19 protein-coding genes and 1 other RNA gene are annotated in these 25,088 nt (G+C 66.5%); 12 read left to right on the plus strand and 8 right to left on the minus strand.

Annotated features, from left to right (window positions below; all coding sequences use genetic code 11):
* Window positions 1-66 precede the first annotated feature (66 nt).
* The 6 genes from ACCQ10_RS16820 to ACCQ10_RS16845 all read left to right on the plus strand — a co-directional run bounded on the left by ACCQ10_RS16820 (window position 67) and on the right by ACCQ10_RS16845 (window position 6,381).
* On the plus strand, window positions 67-2,712 hold the full coding sequence (locus ACCQ10_RS16820; RefSeq protein ID WP_372361337.1) for a hybrid sensor histidine kinase/response regulator: 2,646 nt from the start codon (window positions 67-69) through the stop codon (window positions 2,710-2,712).
* A 288-nt stretch (window positions 2,713-3,000) separates the two neighbouring features.
* Window positions 3,001-3,837, plus strand: coding sequence for a DUF1460 domain-containing protein (locus tag ACCQ10_RS16825; protein WP_372361338.1), 837 nt, complete (start codon window positions 3,001-3,003; stop codon window positions 3,835-3,837).
* Window positions 3,838-4,235: 398 nt separating this feature from the next.
* Window positions 4,236-5,306, plus strand: a complete 1,071-nt coding sequence (locus tag ACCQ10_RS16830; protein ID WP_372361339.1) for an aldo/keto reductase — start codon at window positions 4,236-4,238, stop codon at window positions 5,304-5,306.
* A 16-nt stretch (window positions 5,307-5,322) separates the two neighbouring features.
* Entirely contained in the window at window positions 5,323-5,868 is a 546-nt protein-coding gene (locus tag ACCQ10_RS16835) for a nuclear transport factor 2 family protein (protein ID WP_372361340.1), read from the plus strand.
* Window positions 5,869-5,879: 11 nt separating this feature from the next.
* A complete protein-coding gene (locus ACCQ10_RS16840) occupies window positions 5,880-6,245 on the plus strand; it encodes an Atu4866 domain-containing protein (protein ID WP_372363156.1) in 366 nt (121 codons plus the stop codon).
* Between the two features lie 59 nt (window positions 6,246-6,304).
* Window positions 6,305-6,381, plus strand: a non-coding RNA gene (locus ACCQ10_RS16845) — sX9 sRNA.
* Between the two features lie 86 nt (window positions 6,382-6,467).
* On the opposite strand, the gene ACCQ10_RS16850 is transcribed toward ACCQ10_RS16845, so the two are convergent.
* Genes ACCQ10_RS16850 through ACCQ10_RS16865 form a run of 4 tightly spaced genes read right to left on the minus strand, consistent with a single transcriptional unit; the run spans window position 6,468 to window position 10,278 of the window.
* Window positions 6,468-7,106, minus strand: coding sequence for a response regulator (locus ACCQ10_RS16850; protein WP_047696977.1), 639 nt, complete (start codon window positions 7,104-7,106; stop codon window positions 6,468-6,470).
* 43 nt (window positions 7,107-7,149) lie between these two features.
* Entirely contained in the window at window positions 7,150-8,199 is a 1,050-nt protein-coding gene (locus ACCQ10_RS16855) for an ABC transporter substrate-binding protein (RefSeq protein WP_372363157.1), read from the minus strand.
* Entirely contained in the window at window positions 8,199-9,584 is a 1,386-nt protein-coding gene (locus ACCQ10_RS16860; RefSeq protein ID WP_372361341.1) for a sensor histidine kinase N-terminal domain-containing protein, read from the minus strand. Before ACCQ10_RS16860 ends, ACCQ10_RS16855 begins: the two co-directional genes overlap by 1 nt.
* The gene (locus ACCQ10_RS16865) at window positions 9,577-10,278 is read right to left on the minus strand and encodes a response regulator transcription factor (RefSeq protein WP_104581388.1); all 702 of its coding nucleotides are present in this window, start codon (window positions 10,276-10,278) and stop codon (window positions 9,577-9,579) included. The genes ACCQ10_RS16860 and ACCQ10_RS16865 overlap by 8 nt, the downstream gene beginning before the upstream one ends.
* A 258-nt stretch (window positions 10,279-10,536) precedes the next feature.
* Here ACCQ10_RS16865 and ACCQ10_RS16870 point away from each other — a divergent pair, with 258 nt between their 5' ends.
* From ACCQ10_RS16870 to ACCQ10_RS16885, 4 genes are all read left to right on the plus strand, one after another.
* Entirely contained in the window at window positions 10,537-11,730 is a 1,194-nt protein-coding gene (locus tag ACCQ10_RS16870) for an OprO/OprP family phosphate-selective porin (protein WP_039406244.1), read from the plus strand.
* A gap of 214 nt (window positions 11,731-11,944) precedes the next feature.
* Window positions 11,945-13,273: a CitMHS family transporter gene (locus ACCQ10_RS16875; RefSeq protein ID WP_372361342.1), complete on the plus strand. Its 1,329-nt coding sequence runs from the start codon at window positions 11,945-11,947 to the stop codon at window positions 13,271-13,273.
* 120 nt (window positions 13,274-13,393) lie between these two features.
* Window positions 13,394-14,134 carry an acetoacetyl-CoA reductase gene (phbB, locus tag ACCQ10_RS16880; protein ID WP_039406241.1) on the plus strand — a complete coding sequence of 247 codons (741 nt, stop codon included), beginning with the start codon at window positions 13,394-13,396 and terminating at the stop codon, window positions 14,132-14,134.
* Window positions 14,135-14,362: 228 nt separating this feature from the next.
* A complete protein-coding gene (locus ACCQ10_RS16885) occupies window positions 14,363-15,394 on the plus strand; it encodes a LacI family DNA-binding transcriptional regulator (RefSeq protein ID WP_372361343.1) in 1,032 nt (343 codons plus the stop codon).
* Window positions 15,395-15,629: 235 nt separating this feature from the next.
* Here the strand turns inward: ACCQ10_RS16885 and ACCQ10_RS16890 are convergent, their stop codons facing one another.
* Complete coding sequence (locus tag ACCQ10_RS16890) at window positions 15,630-16,955, minus strand: MFS transporter (protein ID WP_184438356.1); 1,326 nt, start codon at window positions 16,953-16,955, stop codon at window positions 15,630-15,632.
* 266 nt (window positions 16,956-17,221) lie between these two features.
* On the opposite strand from ACCQ10_RS16890, the gene ACCQ10_RS16895 reads away from it, so the two are divergent.
* Together ACCQ10_RS16895 and ACCQ10_RS16900 are read left to right on the plus strand one after the other, a co-directional pair.
* On the plus strand, window positions 17,222-19,675 hold the full coding sequence (locus ACCQ10_RS16895) for a TonB-dependent receptor (protein ID WP_372361344.1): 2,454 nt from the start codon (window positions 17,222-17,224) through the stop codon (window positions 19,673-19,675).
* Between the two features lie 34 nt (window positions 19,676-19,709).
* Complete coding sequence (locus tag ACCQ10_RS16900) at window positions 19,710-21,629, plus strand: alpha-amylase family protein (protein ID WP_372361345.1); 1,920 nt, start codon at window positions 19,710-19,712, stop codon at window positions 21,627-21,629.
* Between the two features lie 173 nt (window positions 21,630-21,802).
* On the opposite strand, the gene ACCQ10_RS16905 is transcribed toward ACCQ10_RS16900, so the two are convergent.
* From ACCQ10_RS16905 to rsgA, 3 genes are all read right to left on the minus strand, one after another.
* Complete coding sequence (locus ACCQ10_RS16905; RefSeq protein ID WP_372361346.1) at window positions 21,803-22,483, minus strand: type 1 glutamine amidotransferase domain-containing protein; 681 nt, start codon at window positions 22,481-22,483, stop codon at window positions 21,803-21,805.
* A gap of 144 nt (window positions 22,484-22,627) precedes the next feature.
* The gene (locus ACCQ10_RS16910) at window positions 22,628-23,890 is read right to left on the minus strand and encodes a flavohemoglobin expression-modulating QEGLA motif protein (protein WP_372361347.1); all 1,263 of its coding nucleotides are present in this window, start codon (window positions 23,888-23,890) and stop codon (window positions 22,628-22,630) included.
* Window positions 23,891-23,892: 2 nt separating this feature from the next.
* The gene (rsgA, locus tag ACCQ10_RS16915; protein WP_372361348.1) at window positions 23,893-24,984 is read right to left on the minus strand and encodes a ribosome small subunit-dependent GTPase A; all 1,092 of its coding nucleotides are present in this window, start codon (window positions 24,982-24,984) and stop codon (window positions 23,893-23,895) included.
* Window positions 24,985-25,088: the final 104 nt, after the last annotated feature.

Below are 25,088 nucleotides of genomic sequence, written 5' to 3' on the forward strand. Positions count from 1 at the left end.
CGCCTGTGCATCGCGCGCTGAGGCGATGGCTGCGCGATCCGGCAGCAGACCCCCATACTTGCCGGCATGTATGCCTCGCAACGCCGCCGCCTGTTGCTCACCCTGGTCATCGTGCTGGGCGGCATGGTCGTGGCCATGCTGGCGGCCGGGCACTTCGTCGAACAGAGCGCCCTACGCGAGGAAAGCGCCACCGTGCGCCGGCAACTGGGCCTGTATGCGCAGGCGCTGCAGCAGCGCATCGACCGCTATCGCACCCTGCCGCAGATCCTGGCGCTGGACCCGGAGCTGCGCGCGGCCGTCTCCGGCCCGCTGTCGGCTGCGCAGGTGGATCAGCTCAACCGCAAGCTCGAACGCGCCAACGACGTCACCCGCTCGTCCACGCTGACGCTGATCGACCGCGGCGGCATTGCGCTGGCGGCCAGCAACTGGCGTGCGGCGCGCAGCAATGTCGGCGTGGATTACGCCTTCCGCCCGTATTACCAGCAGGCGCTGGCGACCGGCAGCGGCAGCTTCTACGGCATCGGCATGACCACCAGCGAGCCGGGCTATTTCCTGTCGCAGGCCATCGTCGATTCGGCTGGCCAGGTGCAGGGCGTGGTGGTGATCAAGATCGCGCTGGCCGCACTGGAGCGCGAATGGCTGCAGACGCCGGATATCGTGCTGGCCTCCGATGCCCATGGCGTGGTGTTTCTGGCCAGCCGCGCGCGCTGGCGCTACCGCATGCTGGCACCGCTGACCCCACGCGACCGCAACGAATTGCAGAGCACCCGCCAGTACGCAAACCAGGGCCTGCTGCCGCTGCGGCGCCGGCTGATCGAGCAGACCGGCAATGGCGGCGTGCTGGCCGATGTGCTCGACCCGCCGCTGGGTGCGCCGGTGTTGTGGCAGACGCAGCAGGTACCGGAAAGCGGCTGGCGCCTGCATCTGCTGCACGACACCCGGGCCAGCGCCGCCGCCGGCCGCGCCGCCGCCATTGCCGCGGCCGGTGCCTGGCTGGCGCTGGCGTTGCTGTGGTTGTTCGTGCAGCAGCGTCGCCGCCTGTCGGCACTGCGCCAGCGCAGCCGGCACGAGCTGGAAACCCTGTTGCAACAACATGCCGAAGAACTGCGCACCGCGCAGGACGGCGTGGTCGCCGCCGCGCAGCAGTCCAATGCCGGCCTGAGCCGCAGCCTGGAGCATCTGCCGCAAGGCGTGGTGGTCATCGACGAGGCGCTCAATCTGGTGGCGTGGAATTCGCGCTATGTGGAGCTGTTCCGGTTCCCGCCGGAGCTGCTCAAGATCGGCCGGCCGATCGAAGACCTGTTCCGCTTCAATGCGCGTCGCGGGCTGTTGGGGCCCGGGCCGATCGAAGCGGCGATCGAGCGGCGGCTCAATCACCTGCGCAGCGGCAAGCCGCATATGCGCGAAAGCGAGAAGGAAGACGGCACGGTGCTGGAGATCCGCGGCAATCCCTTGCCCGATGGCGGATTTGTCACCAGCTACGCCGACATCACCAGCTATAAGAACGCCGCACGCGAACTGCGCTCGCTGGCCGATGCGCTGGAGCACCGCGTGGCCGAGCGCACCCGCGACCTGGCCGCCGCCAAGCGCGAGGCCGAAAGCGCCAACCGCTACAAGACGCGGTTTGTGGCCTCGGCCGTGCACGACCTGCTGCAACCGCTCAATGCCGCGCGCATGTTCGTGTCGGCGCTGCGCGGACAGGTGCGCGAGCCCGGCAGCGCGCGCGTGGTGGACAACATCGATGGCGCCCTTGCCGCACAGGACGCCATCCTCAACAGCCTGCTGGACATCTCGCGCCTGGAGGCCGGCAGCCTGAAGACCCAGGTACGCGACTTTGCGCTGGCGCCCCTGCTGGAAACCCTGGCACGCGAGTTCGGCATCCTGGCCGAAGACCGTGGCCTGGTGCTGGACTGGGTGCCTACCTCGGCGGTGGTGCTGAGCGACGAGAACCTGCTGCGCCGCATCCTGCAGAACTTTCTGTCAAACGCGATCCGCTACACGCCGCGTGGACGCGTGCTGATCGGCTGCCGTCGCCGCGGCGGCTGGTTGCGCATCGAAGTGCACGACCAGGGCCCGGGCATTGCCGAGGCGTTGCAACAGGAAATCTTCGAGGAATTCCGCCGCCTGGACGACGGGGTTGCCAACGACCGCGGCGCCGGCCTGGGCCTGGCCATCGTCGAGCGCATCGGCCGCCTGCTCGGCCACCGGATCGGGCTGCGCTCCACCCTCGGCAGCGGCAGCGTGTTTTCGGTCAGCGTGCCGCTGGGCGACCGCGCCGCCATCGCCGCCCGGCTGCCGCCGTCCTCACCCACGGCCGAACACGGCAACGACCCCATCCTGCACGGCTGCCGCGTGTGGTGCGTGGACGATGACCCGCGCGTGTGCGAGGCCACCCGTGCCCTGCTGGAGCGCTGGGAATGCCGCGTGGATTTTGCCGGCGGCCCGGATGACGCGCTTGCCACTGCCAGCGCCGACGACGCGCCTGAGCTGGTGTTGCTGGACGTGCGCATGGGCGGGCATTACGGCCCCATGCTGTTGCCGCAACTGGTGGAGCGCTGGCAACGCGAGCCACGCATCATCCTGATCACCGCAGAGCCGGACCCGGCATTGCGCGAGCATGCGCAGGAATTGGGATGGGGGTTTCTTTCCAAGCCGGTGCGCCCGCCCGCGCTACGCGCGCTGATGACGCAGATGCTGTTGCGCCGCGGGTGAAGCCGCGTGCCACGTCCCGACCGATGTCGCGTCGCGCGCCTGCGTTGATTCCGTGTGCAAATGTCGGCTTTTTTACTGTGTAAATCGCGACATTATCTCGGTGTTTCTCATAATTGCTATGCGGGGTTTCCTGTCGCCTGTTGCGCTACAGTGGCAACCGAGCAGGCGCTTTCTCAGCGAATAAACACGCAGACGATTGCGACACCGTGCAACGCCTTTGCAGTGTTGCTGGTTTAGATTCCACGCTTGCGCGTTGGTCGATTTCCTCCCCCGGACGATGGAGTCACCATGTTCAGACACACGTCACTGCTGGCGGCCTCGTTGCTGTCTGCAAGCTGCGCGGCGAGCCTGCCCGCACAGGCGGCCACGCCTTCGGCGACCGTGCAGCCCGTCGGGCCGATCCGTGCGGACTTGAACCCTTACACGGTGCAACGCTTGAATACGGTGCTGGATCAGGTTTCCCGGCATCGCGGCCTGAGCGCGGGGCATCTGATCAAGCGCATTTCGGCCCTCTTTCTCGACACGCCTTACCAGGCCAACATGCTGCAGGGCTCGGCGACGACGCCGGAAAAGCTGATCATCGATTTCACCGGTCTGGATTGCTTCACCTATCTGGATTACGTCGAAGCCGCGCGCAGGGCGTCTTCGCAGCAGGATTTCGTCGATCGGTTGGTGCTCACCCGCTATGTCGATGGCATCGTCGGCTTTACGTATCGCAAGCATTTCTTTTCCGACTGGGTCGCCCGCCCCTACGAGCTGGCCGACGACATCACCGCCACGCTCAGCCCTGCTGCAGTCAGCGTGGACAAGGCGCTGAATCTCAAGGCCGATGGCAGCAACTACCTGCCCGGGTTGCCGATCGTGCAGCGGACCATCACCTACATCCCGGCCGCTGCCGTGGACAGCAACGTCGTGCGCCAGCTGCGCACCGGCGACTACGTCGGCAGATACTCGCCCGCGGCCGGGCTGGATGTCAGCCATGTCGGCATCTTCCTGATGACCGATGCCGGCCCGGTGCTGCGCAATGCGTCCTCGCGACCGGAAAACAACAAGGTGGTGGACTCACCCTTCCTGGAGTACGTCGCCAGGACCGCCGGCATCGTGGTCTACCGGCCCAAGCCCTGACGTCGCCACGCGGCAGAGCGCTGTCATACCCGTTGGCTTGCGCGGTTACTGCGACGGCCGTTGTAGGAGCGGACCTGGCCGCGAGGGCTTGGCCGTCACAGGGAGGGCCCTCGCGACCGAGGTCGCTCCTACAGGAGCAGGACAGCTTGGGCTTCTGTACTTGCGTCTGTAATTGCGCCGGCAATTGCATCCGCGCCTGCGTCCGCTTGAACCTCGCCTCCTGACCTCAACACGCACCCAGCCACGTCGCCGGGTCACGCAATCAGCGTGGCGGCGCGGTCGGGGTCGTGGATCCGGACGATCAGGCAAGACTCCCGGATAACCGGGCTCACGCTGGTCGCACTGCCAGCGGCAAAGTGCATCGCATGACGCACAACGCCACTGCCGGGAGACACCCCATGACACAGACACATTCGCTGGATCGCTATCGCCTGCTCGGCCGCTCGGGGCTGCGGGTGTCGCCGCTCGCGCTGGGCACCATGACCTTTGGCGAGGCGTGGGGCTGGGGCGCGGATGCGGGCGAAGCCAGGCGCATCTTCGATGCCTATGCAGACCGCGGCGGCAACTTCATCGACACCGCGGTGAACTACACCAATGGCGGCTCCGAACGCATCCTCGGCGAGTTGGTCAAGGGCCGCCGCGAACGCTTCGTACTTGCCACCAAATTCACCATGGCGCGCGACGCGAGCAACATCAATTCCGGCGGCAATCATCGCCTGAATCTGATCCGCTCGGTCGAGACCAGCCTGCGTCAGCTCGACACCGATCGCATCGACCTGCTGTACCTGCACGCCTGGGACTTCACCACCTCGCCGGAGGAAGTCATGCGCGGGCTGGACCATCTGGTGCAGGCGGGCAAGGTGCTCTACATCGGCATCTGCAACACGCCGGCCTGGCGGGTGGCGCAGCTGCAGACGCTGGCCGACCTGCGTGGCTGGTCGCCGCTGGTGGCGCTGCAGATCGAATACAGCCTGGTCGAGCGTAGCGTCGAACACGAACTGATGCCGATGGCGCGCGAGCTGGGCCTGGGCGTGCTGCCGTGGTCGCCGCTGGGCGGCGGCATCCTGACCGGCAAATACAGCCGCGCGGACCTGTCCGACGACAATTCGGCAGACGTGTCGAGCAGCCGCAAGGGCGTGATTGCCTCGACCGGGCATCTCAATGCGCGCTCGCTGGACATCGCCGATGCGGTCGGTGCGGTCGCCGCTGAAGTGGGCGCTTCCCGCTCGCAGGTGGCGCTGGCCTGGACCTTGCGCCACCCGGCAGTGGTCTCGCCGGTGATGGGCGCACGTACCCTGCAGCAGGCCGAAGACAACTTCGGTGCGTTGGACATCGTGCTCAGCGACGACCAGCTTGCGCGCCTGGAGAGCGTCAGCGCCTTGCCGCCGATCTTCCCCGAACGCTTCATCGGCAGGCCGATGGCGCAGCAGTTGATCTACGGCACCCATCCGCTGCAGCTGCGCAGCTGATCGCCACGGAGCAGCCATGACCAGACCTTCAGCCATCGCGGCGGCAGCGCTGCTTGTCGCCGCAACGTTCGCAGGCAACGCCGGTGCCATGTCGAAGGACGCTGCATCCGCAGAGGTTTGCGCGGCGCGGCCGGTACACGTGTGCAACAAGCGCATCGTCGAAGCGGCGTTTGCGCAGTGGCAGGCCGGCGGCAGCGACCTCTTTCAAACGCTGCTGTCGCCGGAGGTAGTGTGGACCATCGAAGGTTCCGGCCCAAGCGCAGGCAGCTTGCGCGGCCGCGATGTGTTGATCGCCACCGCAGTCCGCCCGCTGGCCGAGCGCCTGGCCTCGCCACTGCGCCCGGTGCAGCAACGCATCTGGGCCGATGGCGAGCATGTCATCGTGCAGTGGGAAGGCGTGGCCACGCTGCGCGACGGCGGCAGCTATCGCAATCGTTACGCATGGATCATGCGGATGCACGACGGCAAGGCTGTCGAGGTCAACGCGTTCCTGGACCTGCCCGCCTACGACGCCGTGCTGCAGCGCGGTCAACGCCACATGCAACGCAGGGCCAGCCCATGAGCGACGTGCCGATGAAAGCCGCCATTGCGGTGGCGCTTGGCGCCGGCTGTGCGCTCGCCTGCCCGTCGGTGGTGGCCACGCAGCCGGCCAAGGCCACCAGCACATCGCCACAGCAACCAGGACACACCATGCAAGCGCACCCGTATATCGGCATGTGGGTCACCGGCGACGGACGGATCCGGCAGGAATTACTGCCGAACGGCCGCTACGACGAGGCCCGCGGCACACGCCAGAGCGCCTACCAGGGCCGCTACGAAATCACCGGCACTCACATCGACTACTGGGACGACACCGGGTTCACCGCCGATGGCCAGTTCGTCACCGACGACGAGCTGCATCACGGCGGCATGGTGTTCTATCGGCAGCCGCCAGCGTAGAGCGACCAGCACAACGGCTGCGCAGTCGTCAGGCAGGCGCGGCCGGTGCTCGGTGCGGCATGGACCACGCGTACAGTGCGGCCCTGCGCGCGCCTTGCATGGCCAGCTGACGTTTGCTCGCTACGGTGTTGCAGCCGCACTTGATGGGCGGGCGCACTGGCTGCGTGCGCGGTGCGCCATGTGTGGTGTGGCTGCAGGCCGCAACCCGCAGCGCACGCGCAATCAACCCTCGCCTTCCGGCTCCAATGACTTGACCAGCACTGCCGCCTGCGTGCGGCTATAGCAATCGAGCTTTTTCAGGATCGCGGTGACATGCACCTTGACGGTGTTTTCGGCCAGGCCCAGTTCGTGCGCGATCTGCTTGTTGAGCAGGCCATCGGCCAGGCTCAGCAGCACCCGAAATTGCTGCGGGGTGAGCTGGGCGAGTTTGGCGGCCAACTGCGCATCGGCTTCCGAGCGCTCGGCGGTCATCGGCGGAAACCAGGTGCCGCCATCCAGCACGCTGGCCACCGCGGTGCCGATCGATTCGGCCGGGGTGGATTTGGGAATGAAGCCGGCCGCGCCGAACTGCTGGGCACGCCGGATCACCCGCGGATGATCGTTGGACGAGATCACCACCACCGGGATGTCCGGGTGCTCGCCACGCACATGCAGCAGCGCCGAAAAGCCGCGTGCGCCGGGCATGGCCAGGTCCAGCAGCACCAGCTCGGCCTGCGGGTGCGAGCGCAGCATCGCGCTCAACGTGGCGGCGCTGGACGCTTCCACGACCTGCGCCTGCGGCAGGGTCTGCTGCAACACATGGATCACCGCCGCACGGAACAGCGGGTGGTCGTCGGCGACGAGAATGGTGAGATCGGCCATGCGCCAAGTCTGGCACATGGCCGCCGCCGCTGCCTTGCCTTGCCTAACGCGGCGGCTGCGTGCTCGCGCGCCAGGCGTCCAGAAACTGGCGGCGCTTGAGCTTGTCCAGATAGACCAGCAGGCCGGGGCCGAGCGGAATCGGCCGGAACGGTGGTTGCGCCGAGCCGCCGCGACCGCCGGCGGCCGGCAGGATCGGCATCAGGCGCGCCTCGCGCGAGAGCACCTGCTGGCCGCGTGGCGACAGCAGATAGTCGAGGAACCTGCGTGCTTCCGGCGCATGCGGCGCGGTCTTGGGGATCACCGCGGTGCGCAAGGCCACCAGCGTGTAGTCCTGCGGCTGCACGATGCCCAGCGGGGCGCCGGCATCGATGCGGGTCTGCGCGTAGGAGCCAAGCACGTTGTAGGCCAGCAGCAGGTCGCCACGGCTGACGCGGTCGAGCAAGGTCCCGGTGCGTTCTTCCAGCCTGACCTGGTTGGCCCCCAACGCGGCCAGCAACGCGCCGGCAATGCTGCCCACCTGCCCGTCCTGGGTGGCGAACAGATACCCCACCCCGCTGCGTTCCACATCGTAAGTGCCCACCTTGCCGCGTAACGGCGCATCGGGTGCACGCAACAAGGCCAGCAACTGCCGCCGGGTCCGCGGCACCCGCGCCGCATCGAGCTTGCGGATGTTGTAGACGATGGCTACCGGCTCGTAACTGATCCCGAACACCTCGTGCCGCCACTGCGCCCAGGCAGGCAATGCCTCGGTCTGCGCCGAGCGGTGGGCGAGCGCATGGCCGTCGTTCACCAGCTTGGTCTGCAGGTCCATGCTGGCGCTGATCAGCATGTCGGCGGTCGAGGTGCCGGCGCCGGGCTGCAGATAGTGCGCGTAGATGTCCCAGGCGATCACGTCTTCGTAGATCACCTCGGTGCCGGGATGCAGCCGCTGGTAGTCCTGGATGACCGCGCCGAATACTTCCAGATCGGTGGAACCCTGTACGCGCAGCTGCGCATGCACCGGCCCCTGCGCAGGGAAGCGCCGCACATCGCCTGGCGCCGCGCACGCGACCCCCTGCATCAGCAACAAGACGATGACCCACAGCACACGCATCACGCCGTTCCTCCAGGAAAATGCAACGAAGCGATCAACCCGCCGCCGATGCGGTTGGCCAGATCGATACGCCCGCCATGCGCTTCCACCACGCGCTTGACGATGGCAAGCCCCAGCCCCGCGCCACCGGCCGGCGCATCGGGCCCACGCACGAAACGCTCGAATACGCGCTCGGCTTCGGCGGCCGGGATACCCGGGCCGTGGTCGGCAATGGTGAGCACGTGATGGCTGCCGTCGCTGGTCAGCGCCACCTGCAGCGGCGCGCCGGCGCCATACTTGCAGGCATTGTCGATCAGGTTCTTGAGCGCTTCGCGCAGCAGCAGCGCATCGCCGCGCAACAGCGCCGGTTGCGGGTCGATGGCCAGTTGCACGCGTGGTGCGCCCTCGCTGCGCGGCAGCGCGTCGTGCAGGGCCTGGTGCAGCACCTCGGCCAGATCCACGGTGGCAAAGCGCTGCAGGTTTGCTCGGTGAATCACGCTGGCATCGCTGAGCAACTGATTGAGCAGCCGGCTCATGTGGCTGGCGTTGCGCTCGATCGCCACCAGGCTGCGTTGCATCTCGTGCGGGTCGTCGTCGTCCATGGCCAGCTGCGCCTGCGCGCGCAATGCGGCCAGCGGCGTGCGCATCTGGTGTGCGGCTTCGGCCATGAAGGCGCGCAGGGTTTCGTTGCTGGACGACAGCCGTGCCATGAAGCGGTTGAGCGCGGCCACCATCAACTGCATTTCCTGCGGTGCCGGCACGGTGAGCGGCTTCAGCTCCGATGGTTCGCGCCGGGAGAGGTCACGTTCGATCCGTTGCAGCGGCCGCAGTGCGCGATACACGCCCAGCCACACCAGCCCCAGCGCCAGCAGCGACAACACCCCGATCGCCACCAGGGCATTGAGCACCACATCGCGCGCCACCGCATCGCGTGCGCGCCGGGTCTGGCCCACCTGCACGCGCACTTCGCCCTGCCCGGAGGCCGAGGCCACGCGGTGCATCACCACCGCAAAGCGCACCGGCTCACCGCTGTAGAGGGCATCGAACAGCACCGGGCGCTCATCGCCGGGCGCACGTGCCGGCGACGGCAGGGTGTCTTCACCGGTGATGGTGCGGCCCTGCGCGTCGAACACGCGGTAGAACACACGGTCTTCCGGCGCCATGCCGAGCAGGTCGAGCGAGGCATACGGCAGGTCCACCTGCCAGTCGCCACCGACCAGCGCCACGCTGTCGACGATGGACAGCGCCGAAGACACCAGCAGATGATCGTAGGACCGGTTGGCCGCGCGCTCACCGTAATCGCGTGCCGCAAAGAACAGCACCACTGCGCCCAGCAGCGACAGGCTGCCCAGGTACAGCAGCAAGGTGCGCCGGATCGACGGCGCCACCGGCAGCGGCTCAGCCATCGATGGCCGGCTCTGCGGGCGCATGCGGGTCGGCTTCCTCGAGCTTGTAACCGGCGCCGCGCACGGTGACGATGCGCAACGGCGCACCGGCCAGCTTGCGCCGCAGCCGGCCGACATACAGCTCGATCGCATTCGGCCCGGCGTCGTCGTCGAAGCCGAACAGGCCGTTGCCGATCTCGTCCTTGCCCACCACGTGGCCCAGCCGCCCGATCAATATCTCCAGCAGGCGGTATTCGCGGTTGGGCAGGTCGATCGGGGCACCGTCAAGTGCCACCGTGTGCGCCGCGTTGTCGAAGACGAAGCCGCCGATCTGCACCACCTCGCTGGCCTGGCCACGATTGCGGCGCAGCAGCACGCGGCAGCGTGCTTCGAACTCGCGAAAATCGAACGGCTTGCCCAGGTAGTCGTCCGCACCGACGTCCAGCGCCTGCACGCGGTCTTCGATGCCATCGCGCGCGGTCAGCATCAGCACCGGCGTGGTGTCGCCGCGCTCGCGCATCCCGGCCAGCACCCGCAGCCCGTCGAGCTTGGGCAAACCGATATCCAGCACCACCAGATCGAAACTCTGATAGCGCAATACGCTCGCCGCCGCCAACCCATCGGCCTGCCAATCCACCGCATGCCCGCTCCGGCGCATGCGCCGCACGATGGCATCAGCGAGATCGGCATTGTCTTCGACTAGCAGCAGGCGCATGAATGGGGAATCGGGAATGGGGAATCGGAACGGCAATGGCGCGCGGCCGGAAGGTAACAGGCCTCGCGGACAAAAGCTCCTCCGCGTCGGCAATTCCGCTGTCGAGATCCCGCTCTTGCGATTCCCCATTCCCCATTCCCCATTCGCGTGTACTGACAGGTCCATGACAGCTTCACCGGACTAGGCTGCTGCCAACGCGCCGCGGCGGTTGTGCGGCGCATCGCTGAACGTGATTCACACATGTACCTGGGAGGGTCTGTGAGCAACGACACCTTGCGCCTGCGTGCGTTCACCGCCTGTGCGGCGCTCTGCCTGGCACCGGCGGTGCATGCGGCCGATGGCGAAGGCCCGGTCACTGCGGAAGTGGGCGGGCGTATCCACTGGGACTTCACCGTGTTCGACAACGATGATCGCGGCACACCCGAGCGCAACGACACCCAGTTCCGCCGCGCGTGGCTGGACGTGGCGGGCAAGTTCTACGGCTTCAACTACAAGGCCGAGGCGGAATTTGCCGGCCTGCAGTACGAGCCGGGCAGCCGCGGCATCCTGGCGCGCGATGTCTATATCGCCAAGAAGTTTTCTGCCGGTACGCTGACCGTGGGCCAGTTCAAACAGTACTTCTCGCTCGATGACCGCACCGGCTCCAATTACGGCCCGTTCCTGGAGCGCGGCTATGCCTCCACCACGCTGGCGCCGATCTACCGCAAGGCGATTTCCTGGCAGGCCAACCGCCCGGATGCCACCTGGTCCACGGCGTTGTACAGCCTGGAAAGCATCGATAATTCCGCCACCAAGGGCGGTGCGCTCGGCACCCGGCTGACCTTTGCGCCGGAGATGGGCGAAGCGCGCCTGCGCCACCTGGGCATCTCGCTGGCGCACGAGCGTTATTCGCACCCGGGCAGCGCCGGCGCAGCGCCGCTGCTGATCCGGCCGCGCCCCGAAAACGATCTGGCCAACAATAGCCGCATCACCCTGGCGCGTTTTGCCGACGGCCGCGACACCGACTTCGACAAATGGTCGCTGGAATATGCCGAAGTCATGGGCCCGTGGTCGTGGCAGAGCGAATTCAGCGGCGGCCTGCTCGACGATGGCAGCCAGCATGCCAAGGTGTTGGCGAGCTACGGGCTGGTCAGCTGGTTCGTCACCGGCGAATCGCGCGGCTACGACCGCAAGACCGGCCGCTTCAGCCGCATCGCCACGCCCAACCGCCCCAGCGGCGCATTCGAGCTGGCGCTGCGTTACGACTACATGCGCGGCGACCAGCACCTGGATGGGCAGCCCAACTTCATCGATGCCAGCACGCAGTCGTGGACGCTCGGCGGCAACTGGTACTTCAAGCCCAACCTGCGCGTGATGCTCAATGTCATCGACAGCCGCAACCGCGACCGCACCATGAATGCGGTGGTCGATCACACGCTGGCGGTCACCGGCCGCTTCCAGTACGACTTCTGATGCGGTGCCCGCCCGCACCTTGCAGTGAAGTGAGCGCCTTGCGTGCCATCGCTACGCGTGCGCAGCGCGGTCCGCGCAAGACGCTGCATCGTCGCAATGCGCGTGTGCTTGTAACACCGGCCATTCCCACACCACCGCATCACCAGCACTGCGCGTCCTGTGCAGCGCTGCGCTCCGCCCTCCCCCTGCTGTACGCCTCAAAGGATTTGCCCGCATGCTGACCGCGCTCGGTTTCGGAATGGTGATCACCTTCATGTACCTGATCATGAGCAAGCGGCTGTCGCCGCTGGTGGCGCTGATCACGGTGCCGATCGTGTTCGCGTTGCTGGGCGGCTTCGGCACCGGCATCAACGACATGATGCTCGAAGGCATCAAGAAGATCGCGCCCACCGGCGTGATGCTGATGTTTGCCATCCTCTACTTCGGGGTGATGATCGATGCCGGGTTGTTCGACCCGCTGGTCGGCCGCATCCTGCGCCTGGTCAAGGGCGACCCGCTGAAGATCGTGATGGGTACGGCGATCCTGGCGATGCTGATCTCGCTCGATGGCGATGGCTCCACCACTTACATGATCACCGTCTCGGCGATGTTGCCGTTTTACCAGCGCCTGGGCATGAACGCGCTCAACCTCACCTGCGTCACCATCCTGGCCAGCGGCGTGATGAACCTGACCCCGTGGGGTGGCCCCACCGCGCGCGCCGCCACTGCCTTGCATGTGGACCCGGCCGATGTGTTCGTGCCGCTGGTACCGGCCATGCTGCTGGCCATTGCCGGCATCCTGACGCTGGCGTGGTACCTGGGCATGCGCGAGCGTCGCCGCCTGGGCGTGGTGCGCTTGCCGGCCGACGGCAACTGGCTGGACACCAGCATCCCCGAAGACAACGACGCATTGCCGCGCGTGGAAGATACCGAAGACATGAAGCGGCCCAAGCTGCTGTGGGTGAACCTGATCCTGACCCTGGCGCTGATGGGCGCGCTGGTGGTGGGCGTGCTGCCGATGCCGGTGTTGTTCATGATCGGCTTTGCGCTGGCGCTGATGATCAACTACCCGAACCTGGCCGAACAGCGCCGCCGCCTAGTCAACCATGCGGGCAACGTGCTGTCGGTGGTATCGCTGATTTTCGCTGCGGGCATCTTCACCGGCATCCTGTCCAATACCGGCATGGTGGAGGCGATGTCGCGCAGTTTCCTGGCGGTGATCCCCGATAGCTGGGGCCCGTACCTGGCAGTGATCACCGCGATCGTCAGCATGCCGTTTACGTTCTTCATGTCCAACGACGCGTTCTATTTCGGCGTGCTGCCGATCCTGTCCGAAGCGGCCGGCCACTACGGCATCACCCCGGTGGAAATGGCCCGCGCCTCGCTCGCCGGCCAGCCGGTGCATCTGCTCAGCCCCCTGGTGCCATCGACCTATCTGCTGGTCGGCCTGGCCAAGGTCGACTTTGCCGACCACCAACGCTTCACGCTGAAGTGGGCGGTGCTGATCTCGCTGTTGATGCTTGGCGGCGGGTTGGTGTTTGGCCTGTTTCCGTTGGCGCGCTAGCCGCGCGCCGGGATTCGGCATTCGGGATTGGGGATTCGCAAAAGCCAGAGCGAATCACTGCCCGCTGTTACGAATCCCGTTATCCCCAATCCCGAATCCCAACTCCGAAGGAGTTACTCAATGACTCTCCGCATCGCATACGTCACCAGTGGCATGGGCAGTGTGGGCACCGCGATCTGCCAGAAGCTGGCGCGCAGCGGGCACACCGTGGTTGCCGGTTGCGGGCCCAATTCGCCGCGCAAGTCGGCCTGGTTGCGCGAGCAGCGCGAACAGGGTTTCGACTTCGTGGCCTCCGAAGGCAACGCCGCCGACTGGGAGTCGACCGTGGCCGCGTTTGCCAAGGTCAAGGCCGAAGTCGGCGAGATCGATGTGCTGGTCAACAACGCCGGCGGCAGCCGCGACACCTTGTTCCGGCAGATGACCCGCGACGACTGGAACGCGGTGATCGCCAGCAACCTGCACTCGCTGTTCAACATCACCAAGCAGGTGGTCGATGGCATGACGTCGCGCGGCTGGGGGCGCATCGTCAACATCGGTTCGGTCAGCGCGCACAAGGGCCAGATCGGGCAGATCAATTTCGCCACCGCCAAGGCGGCCATGCATGGCTTCAGCCGCGCCCTGGCGCAAGAAGTCGCCTCGCGCGGGGTGACCGTCAACACCATCTCGCCCGGTTACATCGCCAGCGCATCCATCAGCAGCTTTCCGCCGGACGTACTCGACCGCCTGGCCACCTCGGTACCGGTGCGCCGGCTGGGCAAGCCGGCCGAAGTGGCGGGCCTGTGCGCGTGGCTCGCTTCAGACGAGGCTGCCTACGTGACCGGCGCCGACTATGCGGTCAATGGCGGCCTCTACATGGGCTGATGGCCGTCGCCGCATGCCACTGGCGGCACCTCTTCGGTACCTCGGGTACAGGCCACGGCGACGCAGCCGTCGTGTCCGTCTGCCACGCGCATCGACCGATCGAGTGCAAACGCTAGGACATGGGTGCGCGATGACGCAGCGTATCCGCGCACAAGCGGCCGCCACTACGCGAACAACCCGCCTCTAGTGCGAACTGATTACACTCTGGCTTTTCCGCAGTGCGCTGCCATGGCCAAACCTTCAGAACGCACCACGCACAATGCCCGCCCGCAGATGGCCGATATCGCCCGCATGGCCGGCGTCTCCGAGTCCACCGTGTCGCGTGCATTGGCCGGCAGCCCGGTGGTGGCCGAGCGCACCCGCGCCTACATCAAGCAGATTGCCGCCGATGCCGGCTATCAGGTCGACCCGGTCGCGCGCAGCCTGCGCGCCAAACGCTCCAACACGGTGAGCGTGGCGGTGCCGATGATGCATGCGCTGGATCAGCCGCTGTCCGATCCGTTCCTGATGACCATGCTGGCGCTGCTGGCCGAAGAACTCACCGGCCGTGGTTACAGCATGCTGCTGTCCAAGCTGGACCGGCACCAGGACGGCTGGGTGGAGCAGCTGGCGCGCGGCAACCGCTCCGATGGCGTGATCGTGCTGGGGCAAAGCTCCGAGCATGCCGCACTGGACGAGGCCGCACGCGATGGCCTGCCGATGGCGGTCTGGGGCAGCCGCATCGACGGGCAGGCCTACATCAGCGTAGGCAGCGACAATTTCCAGGGCGGCGCATTGGCCACCGAACACCTGATCGCCAGCGGCCGCCAGCGCATCGCCTTCCTCGGCGACGACCAGCTGCCGGAAGTGGCACCGCGCTTTGCCGGTTACCGCCACGCGCTGGGGCAGCACGGGCTGGAATTCGACACCCGCCTGCATGCGCGCAGCCATTTCGTGAGCGAAGACGCCTACCGGCTGACCCGCGCCATGCTCAAGAAGACCGACCCGCCGGATGGCCTGTTTGCCGCCTCCGACGTGATTGCCGTGGGCGCCATCCGCGCCCTGGTCGAAGCAGGCCACCGCGTCCCGCAGGACATTTCGCTGGTGGGCTTCGACGACATCCCGCTGGCGGCCTACAGCCAGCCACCGTTGACCACGGTGCGGCAGGACCTCGGCCTGGCCGCACGATTGCTGGTGGACCGCCTGCTGGCGCTCATTGCCGGCGAAACGGTGCAATCGGTTGAAATGCCGGTGAAGCTGGTGGTGCGCGAGTCGGCGTGAAGCGGGGATTTGGGATTTGGGATTTGGGATTCGGGATTCGGGATTCGGGATTCGGGATTCGGGATTGGGATTGGGATTGCGGATTGCGGATTGGGATTGCGGATTGGGATTGCGGATTGGGATTGCGGATTCGCAGATACCAGCCGGCAGCCCGCTTCCTTCTCCCGCCTGCGGGAGAAGGTGCCCGAAGGGCGGATGAGGGGGGCAGGCAGCCGGCGATGTCAGCTAGGTATTCCTAAGAATCTGACAGGATCACTTTCGGCTTGCGGACGCGCACGCACAGCATCGCTACCGCGGCGGCCAGCATCAGTGCGCCGGCAAGCTTGATCACATTGCGCGGGTCGCCGTGCAGCAGGCGCTCGTAATACAGCGGCAAGGTGACGATCTGGATCAGCATCGGCAGCACGATGAACAGGTTGAACAAGCCCATGTACACACCGGTACGCTCGGGCGGAATGCTGTCGGCCAGCATCAGGTACGGGTTGCCCATCATGCTGGCCCAGGCAAGGCCAATGCCGATCATCGGCAGCAGCAACAGCCAGCGGTTCTCGATGCCCGGCAACAGCCACATGCCGGCGCCCGCCGCCAGCAGGCACGCGGCATGCGTGTACTTCGGGCCGAAGCGGCGTACCACCGGCACCATCGCAAATGCAGCCAGAAACGCGATGAAATTGTAGAAGCCGCCGATCTGCCCGTTGACCAGCCCCGCCTCGCGGAACCCGTGCGAGGTGGCGTCGGTGGTGCCGAACAACGTGGTCGACAACGACAGCACGATGTATTGCCAGTAGCAGAAGATCGCGTACCACTGGAACAGCATCACCGGGGCCAGCTGGCGCATGGTCGGCGGCATGTCGCGCAACGCACCGCCGATCTCGCGTATCACCGCGCCCAGGCCGGCGCCGCGCTGGCGCATGCGCGCGATCTCTGCCGGCGCAATCGCCGGCTCGCGCACGCTGCGCGCGGTGAGCAGGATGGAGGCAGCCGAAAATCCCGCACCGATCACGAACGCAGCGATGGTGACGTACGGAATATGGTGTGCGTTCGCGGCATCCTGGTTCATGCCCATCCACACCAGCAGCGGCGGCGTGAGATAGGCCAGGGTTTGCGCCAGACCGGTGAACGCGCTTTGGGTCAGATAACCCAGCGGCCGCTGCGGTGGCGCCAGCACGTCGCTGACCAGTGCACGGTACGGCTCCATCGCCACGTTGTTGGCCGCATCCAGGATCCACAGCAAGCACACCGCCATCCACAGCGCGGTACTGAACGGCATCGCCAGCAGGCACAGGCTGCACACCAGCGCGCCCAGCACCATGTACGGCATGCGCCGGCCCCAGCGGGTGACCGAGCGGTCACTCCATGCACCCACGAACGGCTGCAGCACCAGCCCGGTGATCGGCCCGGCCAGCCACAGGTACGGCAGGCTGGCGTGGTCGGCGCCCAGGTAGTTGTAGATCGGGCTCATGTTGCTCTGCTGCAAGCCGAAGCTGTATTGCACGCCGAAGAAGCCGGCGTTGAGCGCCAGGATGCGCGCGAAGGAGAGCGGAGGAGCGGTCGACGACATGCAGGGCCCTGGGCATCGGTGCGGCTCCCAGTGGCCGCAGCGCACTGTACCCTGCCGCCTTTGCAATCGATTGTAACGCTGCGCCGCAGCACGTTGGCGCTTTGCCTTGAGGGCGGCCGGGTAGCCATTCGAATGCTGCAATGCACGATTGCAATCGATTGTATTGACGCGTATTACTGCGCTCGCACTGCAGGCCGCACGGCCATTCCCTGGGAGGGGACGATGCAGGCGTCGGCACACTACCACCTGTGAGAGAGAGAATCGCGATGTCCACCTTGCACACCCTGCGCCTGCATGCCCTGGCCTGCGCGGTCGTTTCCTGCCTGTGCGCGCCCGCCGCGCTGGCCCAGGACGCCGCTGCCGCACCCGCCACTCCGCCGGCCGCCGACAGCGCCGCGGTCAATCTGGATTCGGTGTTCGTGACCGGCACGTCCACCGCCACCACCAAGCTGAAATCCAGCGTCTCGGTCAGCACCGTCGGTGCCGAGGCCATCGAACAATCGGCGCCGCGCAGCACCGCCGAAATCTTCCGTAACATCCCCGGCATCCGCTCCGAGTCCAGCGGTGGCGAAGGTAATGCCAACATCGCCGTGCGCGGCCTTCCCGTCGCATCGGGCGGCGCCAAGTTCCTGCAGTTGCAGGAAGACGGACTGCCGGTGATGGAGTTCGGCGATATCGCCTTCGGCAATGCCGACATCTTCCTGCGCTCGGATTTCACCCTGGACCGCATCGAGGCCATCCGCGGCGGCTCGGCGTCCACGTTTACCAGCAACGCGCCCGGCGGCATCATCAACTTCATCAGCAAGACCGGTGATACCGAAGGCGGCAGCGTCGGCGTCAGCCGCGGCCTGGACTACGACAACACCCGCATCGACTTCAATTACGGCGCGCCGTTCGCCGAGCAATGGCAGTTCAACATCGGCGGCTTCTTCCGCCAGGGCGATGGCGTGCGCGATGCCGGCTACACCACCGACAAGGGCGGCCAGATCAAGGCCAACCTCACCCGTCTGTTCGACAACGGCTATGTGCGCCTGTACGGCAAATACCTCAACGACCGCGCCGCCGGCTATCTGCCTGTGCCCACTTCCGTGCGTGGCCGCGACGGCTCGCCGGACCTGGGCGGCTTCCCCGGCTTCGACCCCGGCAACGACACCTTGTACAGCCGCAATTTCCGCAGCGATGTCGGCCTGGATGGCAACAACCGGCCGCGCCGCACCGACCTGGGGGACGGCATGCACCCAATCTCGCGCACCATCGGCGCCGAAGCCTGGTTCGACCTGGGCAACGGCTGGAACCTGAGCGAGAAATTCCGTATCGCCGACAACAGTGGCCGCTTCGTCAGCCCGTTCCCGGCCGAGGTCACCGATGCGGCCACGCTGGCCGCCTCCATCGGCGGCGCCGGTGCGCAGTTGGTGCAGGCCAGCGGCGCCGATGCCGGCCAGGCCTACACCGGCAACGCCATCCGCACGCATCTGTTCAATGTCGCCATCAACGACCTGGGCAATGTCACCAACGATCTGAGCGTCTCGCGCGAGTTCGGCGGCGACGGCCGCACGCTCAACCTGCGCGCCGGCTATTACAGCTCGCGCCAGACCATCGACATGGACTGGACCTGGAACTCCTACGTGCAGAGCCTGGGCCGCGATTCGCGCCTGCTCAACGTGGTCGACGCTGCCGGCGTATCGCGCTCGCAAAACGGCCTGTACGCCTACGGCACCCCGTTCTGGGGCGACTGCTGCGTCACCCGTAGCTACGACGTGCGTTACGACGTCAACGCACCGTATGTGGCACTGACTTTCGACAGCGGCAAGTTCAGCGTCGACGGCAGCCTGCGCTACGACATGGGCGACGCGCGCGGCAGCTACAACGGCACCGCCATCGCGCAGAACCTGGACGTCAACGGCGACGGCGTGATCCAGCCGGTGGAGCAGCGCGTGGCCACGGTCGACACCGCCAACTCCCGCCCGGTGGACTACGACTGGAATTACCTGTCGTACTCGCTGGGCGGCAATTACCTGATCACCGACGACCTGGGCGCCTTCGCGCGCATCAGCCGCGGCGCACGCGCCAATGCCGACCGCCTGCTGTTCGGCGTGGTCCGCGACGACGGCTCGGTCTCCTCCGATGAAGGCGTCAACGTGGTCCGCCAGGCCGAAGCCGGCCTGAAGTGGCGCCGCGACGGCCTGAGCCTGTTCGCCACCGCGTTCTCGGCACGCACCGAGGAACAGAACTTCGAAGTCACCAGCCAGCGTTTCTTCAACCGCAGCTACGAGGCGCACGGCGTGGAGCTGGAAGCCAGCTACCGCTACGAAGGCTTCACCGTCAACGGCGGCCTGACCTGGACCGATGCGGAGATTTCCAAGGACCAGATCACTCCGGAAAACACCGGCAACGTGCCGCGTCGCCAGGCCGATGTGGTGTGGCAGTTGACGCCCAGCTACCGCGGCGACGGCTACCAGTTCGGCGTGAACCTGATCGGCACCACCGATGCCTACACCCAGGACTCCAACCAGCTCAAGATGCCCGGCTACACCCAGGTGAACCTGTTCGGCGACTACCGCGTGACCGACGCACTCACCGTCGCGCTCAACGTCAACAACCTGTTCAACACCTTCGGGCTCACCGAGGCCGAGGAAGCCAGCATCCCGGCCAACGGCATCATCCGCGCGCGCTCGATTGCCGGCCGCACCACCAGCATCAGCCTGCGTTACGACTTCTAAGGACCCCTCGCCGGGTTCGTCCCGGCGCTTGCCGATGAGCACCTCCCCCAGCGATTTCACTGCATTGCGCGCGGCCTTTGCCGCGCCCCTGGATGCGCAGCGAGCGAGCGCGCTGTTGCCGCGCTTCGACCGGCATGCACCGCGTCTGCTCGACGCGCTGCAAGCGCTATATGGGCAACGCCCGGACCATGCGGCGTGGCTGACGCGGTGGTTGAGCGCGCTCGGCAGCGGCGCGCAACAGCGGCCACAGCCACTGCAACAGCTCGACACAACGCGCCAGCCCGGCTGGTTCGGCGAGCAGCACATGCTGGGCTACAGCGCCTACGTGGATCGCTTCGCCGGCACGCTGCAAGGCGTGGCCGAACGTGTGCCGTATCTGCAGGAGCTGGGCGTGCGCTATCTGCACCTGCTGCCGTTCCTGCGCGCGCGCGCCGGCGATAACGATGGCGGCTTTGCGGTCAGCGATTATGGTCAGGTGGAGCCGAGCCTGGGCAGCAACGACGATCTCGTCGCACTGACCACACGCCTGCGCGAGGCCGGCATCAGCCTGTGCGCGGATTTCGTGCTCAACCATACCGCCGACGATCACGCCTGGGCGCAGGCGGCGCGGGCCGGCGATGCGCGCTATCTCGACTACTATCATCACTTCGCCGATCGCACGCAGCCCGACCAGTACGAAGCCACGCTGGGACAGGTCTTCCCGCACACCGCACCCGGCAACTTCACCTGGGTGGACGCCACCGGCCAGTGGATGTGGACCACGTTCTATCCCTATCAATGGGATCTGAACTGGAGCAACCCCGCCGTGTTCGGCGAGATGGCGCTGGCGATGCTGCAGCTGGCCAATCTGGGTGTGGAAGCGTTCCGCCTGGATTCCACCGCGTATCTGTGGAAGCGCACCGGCACCGACTGCATGAATCAACCCGAGGCGCATACCTTGCTGGTGGCGCTGCGCGCGGTCACCGATATCGTTGCGCCGTCGGTGGTGATGAAGGCCGAAGCCATCGTGCCGATGACGCAATTGCCGCCCTACTTCGGCAGTGGCGAGGACCGGGGCCACGAATGCCACCTGGCCTATCACAGCACGCTGATGGCGGCCGGCTGGTCGGCACTGGCATTGCAACGCGGCGACATCCTGCACAACGTCATCGCGCACAGCCCGCCATTGCCGGCCAATTGTGCATGGCTGAGCTATGTGCGCTGCCACGACGACATCGGCTGGAACGTGTTGCAGCACGAAGCAGCCGGCAATGCGACGCAGCCGCCGTTTTCGCTGCGCGATGTCGCGCGCTTTTATGCCAATGAAGTGCCGGGCAGCTACGCACGCGGCGAAAGCTTTCAAAGCAGCGGGGATGGCGTGCACGGCACCAACGGCATGGCCGCTGCGTTGACTGGCATCCAGGCAGCGCACGAGGCAGACGATGCGGCGGCGTTGACGGTTGCAGTGAACCGGCTGGTGCTGCTGTACGCGGTTGCGCTTGCGATGCCGGGCGTGCCGCTGATCTACATGGGCGACGAATTGGCACTGGTCAACGACATCGGTTACCGCACGGATGCCGAACGCCAGCACGAAGGCCGCTGGCTGCATCGGCCGGCGATGGATTGGCAGGCCGCCGCGCAACGCCACGATGCAGATAGCTTGAGTGGTGAGGTCTATCGCCGTCTGCGTGGGTTGATCCAGCAGCGTGCCGCACTCCCCGCATTGGCTGCCGATCAAACGCTTGGCAGCATTGGGCTAGGCAATCCGCAACTGTTTGCGTTGACGCGTGGCGACAGCTTTGTGGCCGTGCATAATTTCGGCGAGCAGCCGCTTGCGGTTGAGCTTGCGGCGATCGACGGTGGCGGTTGGACGCTGCTAGAGACCGGCGGCGATGTGGACGTTGCAACGCCAAGCGATAACGTGTCGCTTTTGCTCCCGGCTTATGGGGTGCGTTGGTTGCAGCGTGGGGACTGAGCGAGCGGGCGGTGGTGCGGTGAGCAGCGGCTTGCCGCGTTACAAGCAAACCGTACCCTCACCCCAACCCCCGCGTCTCGGCCTGCGCTTGCGGCGCAGGCGCTCCAAGGCAAGCGCGCCTGTGGGGCGCAAGCTGTGCCTCCTCGCCCCGACGGAGAGGGGCTTTCGCAAGATCAGCGCTTGGCCAACGTAAGCAAGGTCTCTGCGGTCTTCTCTGACGAAGCCGGGTTCTGCCCCGTGACCAGGGTGCCGTCGGTGACCACGTGCACGCCCCAATCCGCGCCCTTTTCGTACTTGCCACCAAGTTCGGTCAGCACGTCTTCAACCAGGAATGGCACGATCTTGGTCAGGCCCACGCCTTCTTCTTCGCCATTGGTGAAGCCGGTGACGCGGCGGCCGTTGACCAGCGGCTTGCCGTCGCTGCCCTTGACGCGGCGCAGTGCGCCCGGTGCATGGCAGACCAGCCCATGCGGCTTGTCGGCCTTGGCGAATGCCTCGATCAGCGCGATGGAATGCGCATCTTCGGCCAGGTCCCACAGCGGGCCGTGTCCGCCCGGGTAGAACAGCACATCGAAGTCGTCGGCCTTGACGTCGGCCAGGCGGTGCGTGCTCGCCAGCGCCTTCTGCGCTTCCGGGTCCTGCTTGAAACGCTTGGTGGCGTCGGTTTGGGCGTCTGGCTCGTCGCTCTTCGGGTCCAGCGGCGGCTGGCCGCCCTTGGGCGAGACCAGGGTGATGTCTGCGCCCGCGTCCTTGAAGACGTAATACGGCGCGGCGAATTCTTCCAGCCAGAAGCCGGTCTTCTTGCCGGTATCGCCGAGCTGGTCGTGGGAAGTGAGCACCATCAGGATTTTCATCGCATTGCCTCGCGTCGTTGCCCGTCTCGGGCGAGGCAGGCAGTGTGCAGTCCAGCTCGTTGCAGCCTCGTGTAGAGCGCGTGGGTGTGCGATGCAATGTTCACCTATGTCATCGCAGCGTTCTTGTCACTGCGGCGCGGCGCCTCACACATTGATCGCCGGCGGCTGCAGCTGGTCCATGCGGATGCGATTGGCAAACAACGAGAACGCCAGCATGCCGGCCAGCCCGCTGGCCCGGCTCACCCACGGCGGCAGCCAGCGTGGGGCCACCAGCACGCCGCTGTCGAACAACGGCGCAAACCGCGCCACATCGCCGAGTGCCATCTTGCCGGCGAACAGGTAACGGCATAGCTGCAGCTGGTCGCGCTGCAAGGCATGCCGGAAAAAGGTGTGCACGGCCACCAGGCCGCGCAGGTAGACGGTGTCCTTGGTGAATGCACCGCCGCCGCCGGTGGGCACGCCACGGAACACGCGCTGGGCGGATGAAAAACTCTCCGCCGCGCTCTGGCCACCATTGGTGAAATAACCAAACACCTCGATGAAATCGGCACCCGCGCGCGCCATCGCAATCGCCTCGATGCGCAGACTGATGCGTTTCATGCGTTCGATATCGATGCTGCCGGTGATCTGCTCGGCAAACGTCGCCAGACCTTCCTGCGTGGCGGTAGTGCGCGGCGAGGAAATGCCCAGGCTCGGCAGGTGCATCTGCGCGCGGCCATTGAGCGCGGTGAGCGAATGCACCAGCGCTTCGTGATGGAACAACTGCGCGCGGTCGTAATCGCTGAAGGTGGCGCCGGTACGCAAGCGGATGCGGTGTGCACCGGCGGCCGCCTTGGCCAGCAGATCCGGGTCGAGCGTGACGGTGATGACGCGTCCGTCGAAGAACGCATCCAGGTCGTTCTGCAACTGCATGCGCAAGGCGGTGGCCGAGACCGGCACCTGTTCTTCCGGCGCCAGCAGCTCGCGGTCCAGTTCCTGCGCGATCTGGATGAAATGGCGCGCCGCCTCGCGCGTGGTCGGGCCGTTGCCCGGCATCGGGTCGTCGGGCACGCCGAACAGCTGCGCCGAGTAATCGCTGACCGCGGCGGTACCCAGCGACTCCAGCAGGCCGGCCGCCAGGTCCCAGCTATGGGTCGAATCGATCAGGTACGCACCGATGGGATGATGCGGGTCGGCGGCTTTTGCGATGGCGGACAGTTCGCGTCGGGTGTCGCCGAAATCGAGCGAGGGGTACTCCACCTGCGGCAATTCCGGCTGGCCACGCGCCACACTGTGCAGAAACGGTTCCTGCAGCGAGCGCGGCCAGCTGGCCAACGCCAGCAGGCGCACGCCGCGCACCGCCTTGACCAAACGTGCGTCCAGCGCCGCGTGATGGACGATGTCCGGCGGGCCTTTACGCGAGGGCATGCTCAGCGCCGCCCGGGGCGATCGACGCTGGCCGGTCGCTTGCCCGATCCCTTGCCGCGCGTGTTCTGCGCGACCCGGGTGGCAAGCTTTTCGGCGGCGGCGGCCACTTCCACGCGCAGCTTCATGTAGTTGGCCACCCGCTCCGGATCCAGCGTATCGGCCTCGATCGCCGCACGCACCGCGCAACCGGGCTCGGCGATATGTGCGCAATCATTGAAGCGGCATTGCGCCGCCAGCGCCTCCACATCGGAGAACCCGCCTTCGGCCAGATCTTCCTCGCCGGTGGGCTTGAGCTCGCGCATGCCCGGCGTATCGATCAGACATGCACCGGTCGGCAGCGGGATCAGCGCACGATGCGTGGTGGTATGCCGGCCACGCGAATCGTTTTCGCGCACCGCATTGGTCTTCATCTTCTGCGTGCCGAGCAGCGTATTGGTCAGCGTCGATTTGCCCGCACCGGACGAGCCCACCAGCACCGCCGTGCGCCCATCGCCCAGCCACGGCCGCAGTGCGGCCACGCTGTCCGGGTCCTTGGCGTTGACCGCGCGCAACGGAATGTTCTGCGCCTCCAGCTCCTCCAGCACCGCCAATGCATCCTCGGCGTATTCGGTCTGGTCGGCCTTGGTCAGCACCACTACCGGCTGCGCACCGCCGCCGCCGACCAGCAGCAGATAGCGCTCGATGCGGCGCGGATTGAAGTCCGCATCCAGCCCGCACACGATGAACACCGTATCGATATTGGCCGCGATCACCTGCTGGTGATAATGCTCGCCGGCCGCACCGCGCTTGATCGAGGTACGCCGCGGCAGCAGCGCCACGATGCGCTTGCCCTCCATCAGCACCCAATCGCCCACCGCCGCCCGCTCATGGCTGGGAAACCGCGGCCGCTGCCATTCCGGCAACGATTCCGCCTTCAGGCTGGCCTCCGGCGTATCGGCCACCACGTAACCGGTGCGGTGCTGCTCCACCACCCGCGCCGGCAACGCCTGCGGATGCGCGGCAAAGATCGCCTGCCAGGCGGAGTCTTCCGGGGGACCAGGCCAGGGCCAGCCGATGGATTGGAGGGTGGGGTAATCGGGGGATGTGTCGCTCATGGGGCGATTCTAGCTGGCTGGCCGCTGCGGCCTGTGCAATCGGTTCGCACGGGCCTGAAGCCCCTTGACATCGTTGCCGATGCAAGCATGTCCGCCTGGCGCAT

The organism is Xanthomonas sp. NCPPB 1325 (assembly GCF_041477645.2).
In the GTDB taxonomy this organism is placed as follows: domain Bacteria; phylum Pseudomonadota; class Gammaproteobacteria; order Xanthomonadales; family Xanthomonadaceae; genus Xanthomonas; species Xanthomonas cannabis.

What these genes read in the sequence shown, in the direction of transcription:
- ACCQ10_RS16820 (WP_372361337.1), top strand. Translation starts at nt 67, where the DNA reads ATGTATGCCTCGCAACGCCGCCGCCTGTTGCTCACCCTGGTCATCGTG.
- ACCQ10_RS16825 (WP_372361338.1), top strand. Translation starts at nt 3,001, where the DNA reads ATGTTCAGACACACGTCACTGCTGGCGGCCTCGTTGCTGTCTGCAAGC.
- ACCQ10_RS16830 (WP_372361339.1), top strand. Translation starts at nt 4,236, where the DNA reads ATGACACAGACACATTCGCTGGATCGCTATCGCCTGCTCGGCCGCTCG.
- ACCQ10_RS16835 (WP_372361340.1), top strand. Translation starts at nt 5,323, where the DNA reads ATGACCAGACCTTCAGCCATCGCGGCGGCAGCGCTGCTTGTCGCCGCA.
- ACCQ10_RS16840 (WP_372363156.1), top strand. Translation starts at nt 5,880, where the DNA reads ATGAAAGCCGCCATTGCGGTGGCGCTTGGCGCCGGCTGTGCGCTCGCC.
- ACCQ10_RS16850 (WP_047696977.1), bottom strand. Translation starts at nt 7,106, where the DNA reads ATGGCCGATCTCACCATTCTCGTCGCCGACGACCACCCGCTGTTCCGT.
- ACCQ10_RS16855 (WP_372363157.1), bottom strand. Translation starts at nt 8,199, where the DNA reads ATGCGTGTGCTGTGGGTCATCGTCTTGTTGCTGATGCAGGGGGTCGCG.
- ACCQ10_RS16860 (WP_372361341.1), bottom strand. Translation starts at nt 9,584, where the DNA reads ATGGCTGAGCCGCTGCCGGTGGCGCCGTCGATCCGGCGCACCTTGCTG.
- ACCQ10_RS16865 (WP_104581388.1), bottom strand. Translation starts at nt 10,278, where the DNA reads ATGCGCCTGCTGCTAGTCGAAGACAATGCCGATCTCGCTGATGCCATC.
- ACCQ10_RS16875 (WP_372361342.1), top strand. Translation starts at nt 11,945, where the DNA reads ATGCTGACCGCGCTCGGTTTCGGAATGGTGATCACCTTCATGTACCTG.
- phbB (WP_039406241.1), top strand. Translation starts at nt 13,394, where the DNA reads ATGACTCTCCGCATCGCATACGTCACCAGTGGCATGGGCAGTGTGGGC.
- ACCQ10_RS16885 (WP_372361343.1), top strand. Translation starts at nt 14,363, where the DNA reads ATGGCCAAACCTTCAGAACGCACCACGCACAATGCCCGCCCGCAGATG.
- ACCQ10_RS16890 (WP_184438356.1), bottom strand. Translation starts at nt 16,955, where the DNA reads ATGTCGTCGACCGCTCCTCCGCTCTCCTTCGCGCGCATCCTGGCGCTC.
- ACCQ10_RS16895 (WP_372361344.1), top strand. Translation starts at nt 17,222, where the DNA reads ATGTCCACCTTGCACACCCTGCGCCTGCATGCCCTGGCCTGCGCGGTC.
- ACCQ10_RS16900 (WP_372361345.1), top strand. Translation starts at nt 19,710, where the DNA reads ATGAGCACCTCCCCCAGCGATTTCACTGCATTGCGCGCGGCCTTTGCC.
- ACCQ10_RS16905 (WP_372361346.1), bottom strand. Translation starts at nt 22,483, where the DNA reads ATGAAAATCCTGATGGTGCTCACTTCCCACGACCAGCTCGGCGATACC.
- ACCQ10_RS16910 (WP_372361347.1), bottom strand. Translation starts at nt 23,890, where the DNA reads ATGCCCTCGCGTAAAGGCCCGCCGGACATCGTCCATCACGCGGCGCTG.
- rsgA (WP_372361348.1), bottom strand. Translation starts at nt 24,984, where the DNA reads ATGAGCGACACATCCCCCGATTACCCCACCCTCCAATCCATCGGCTGG.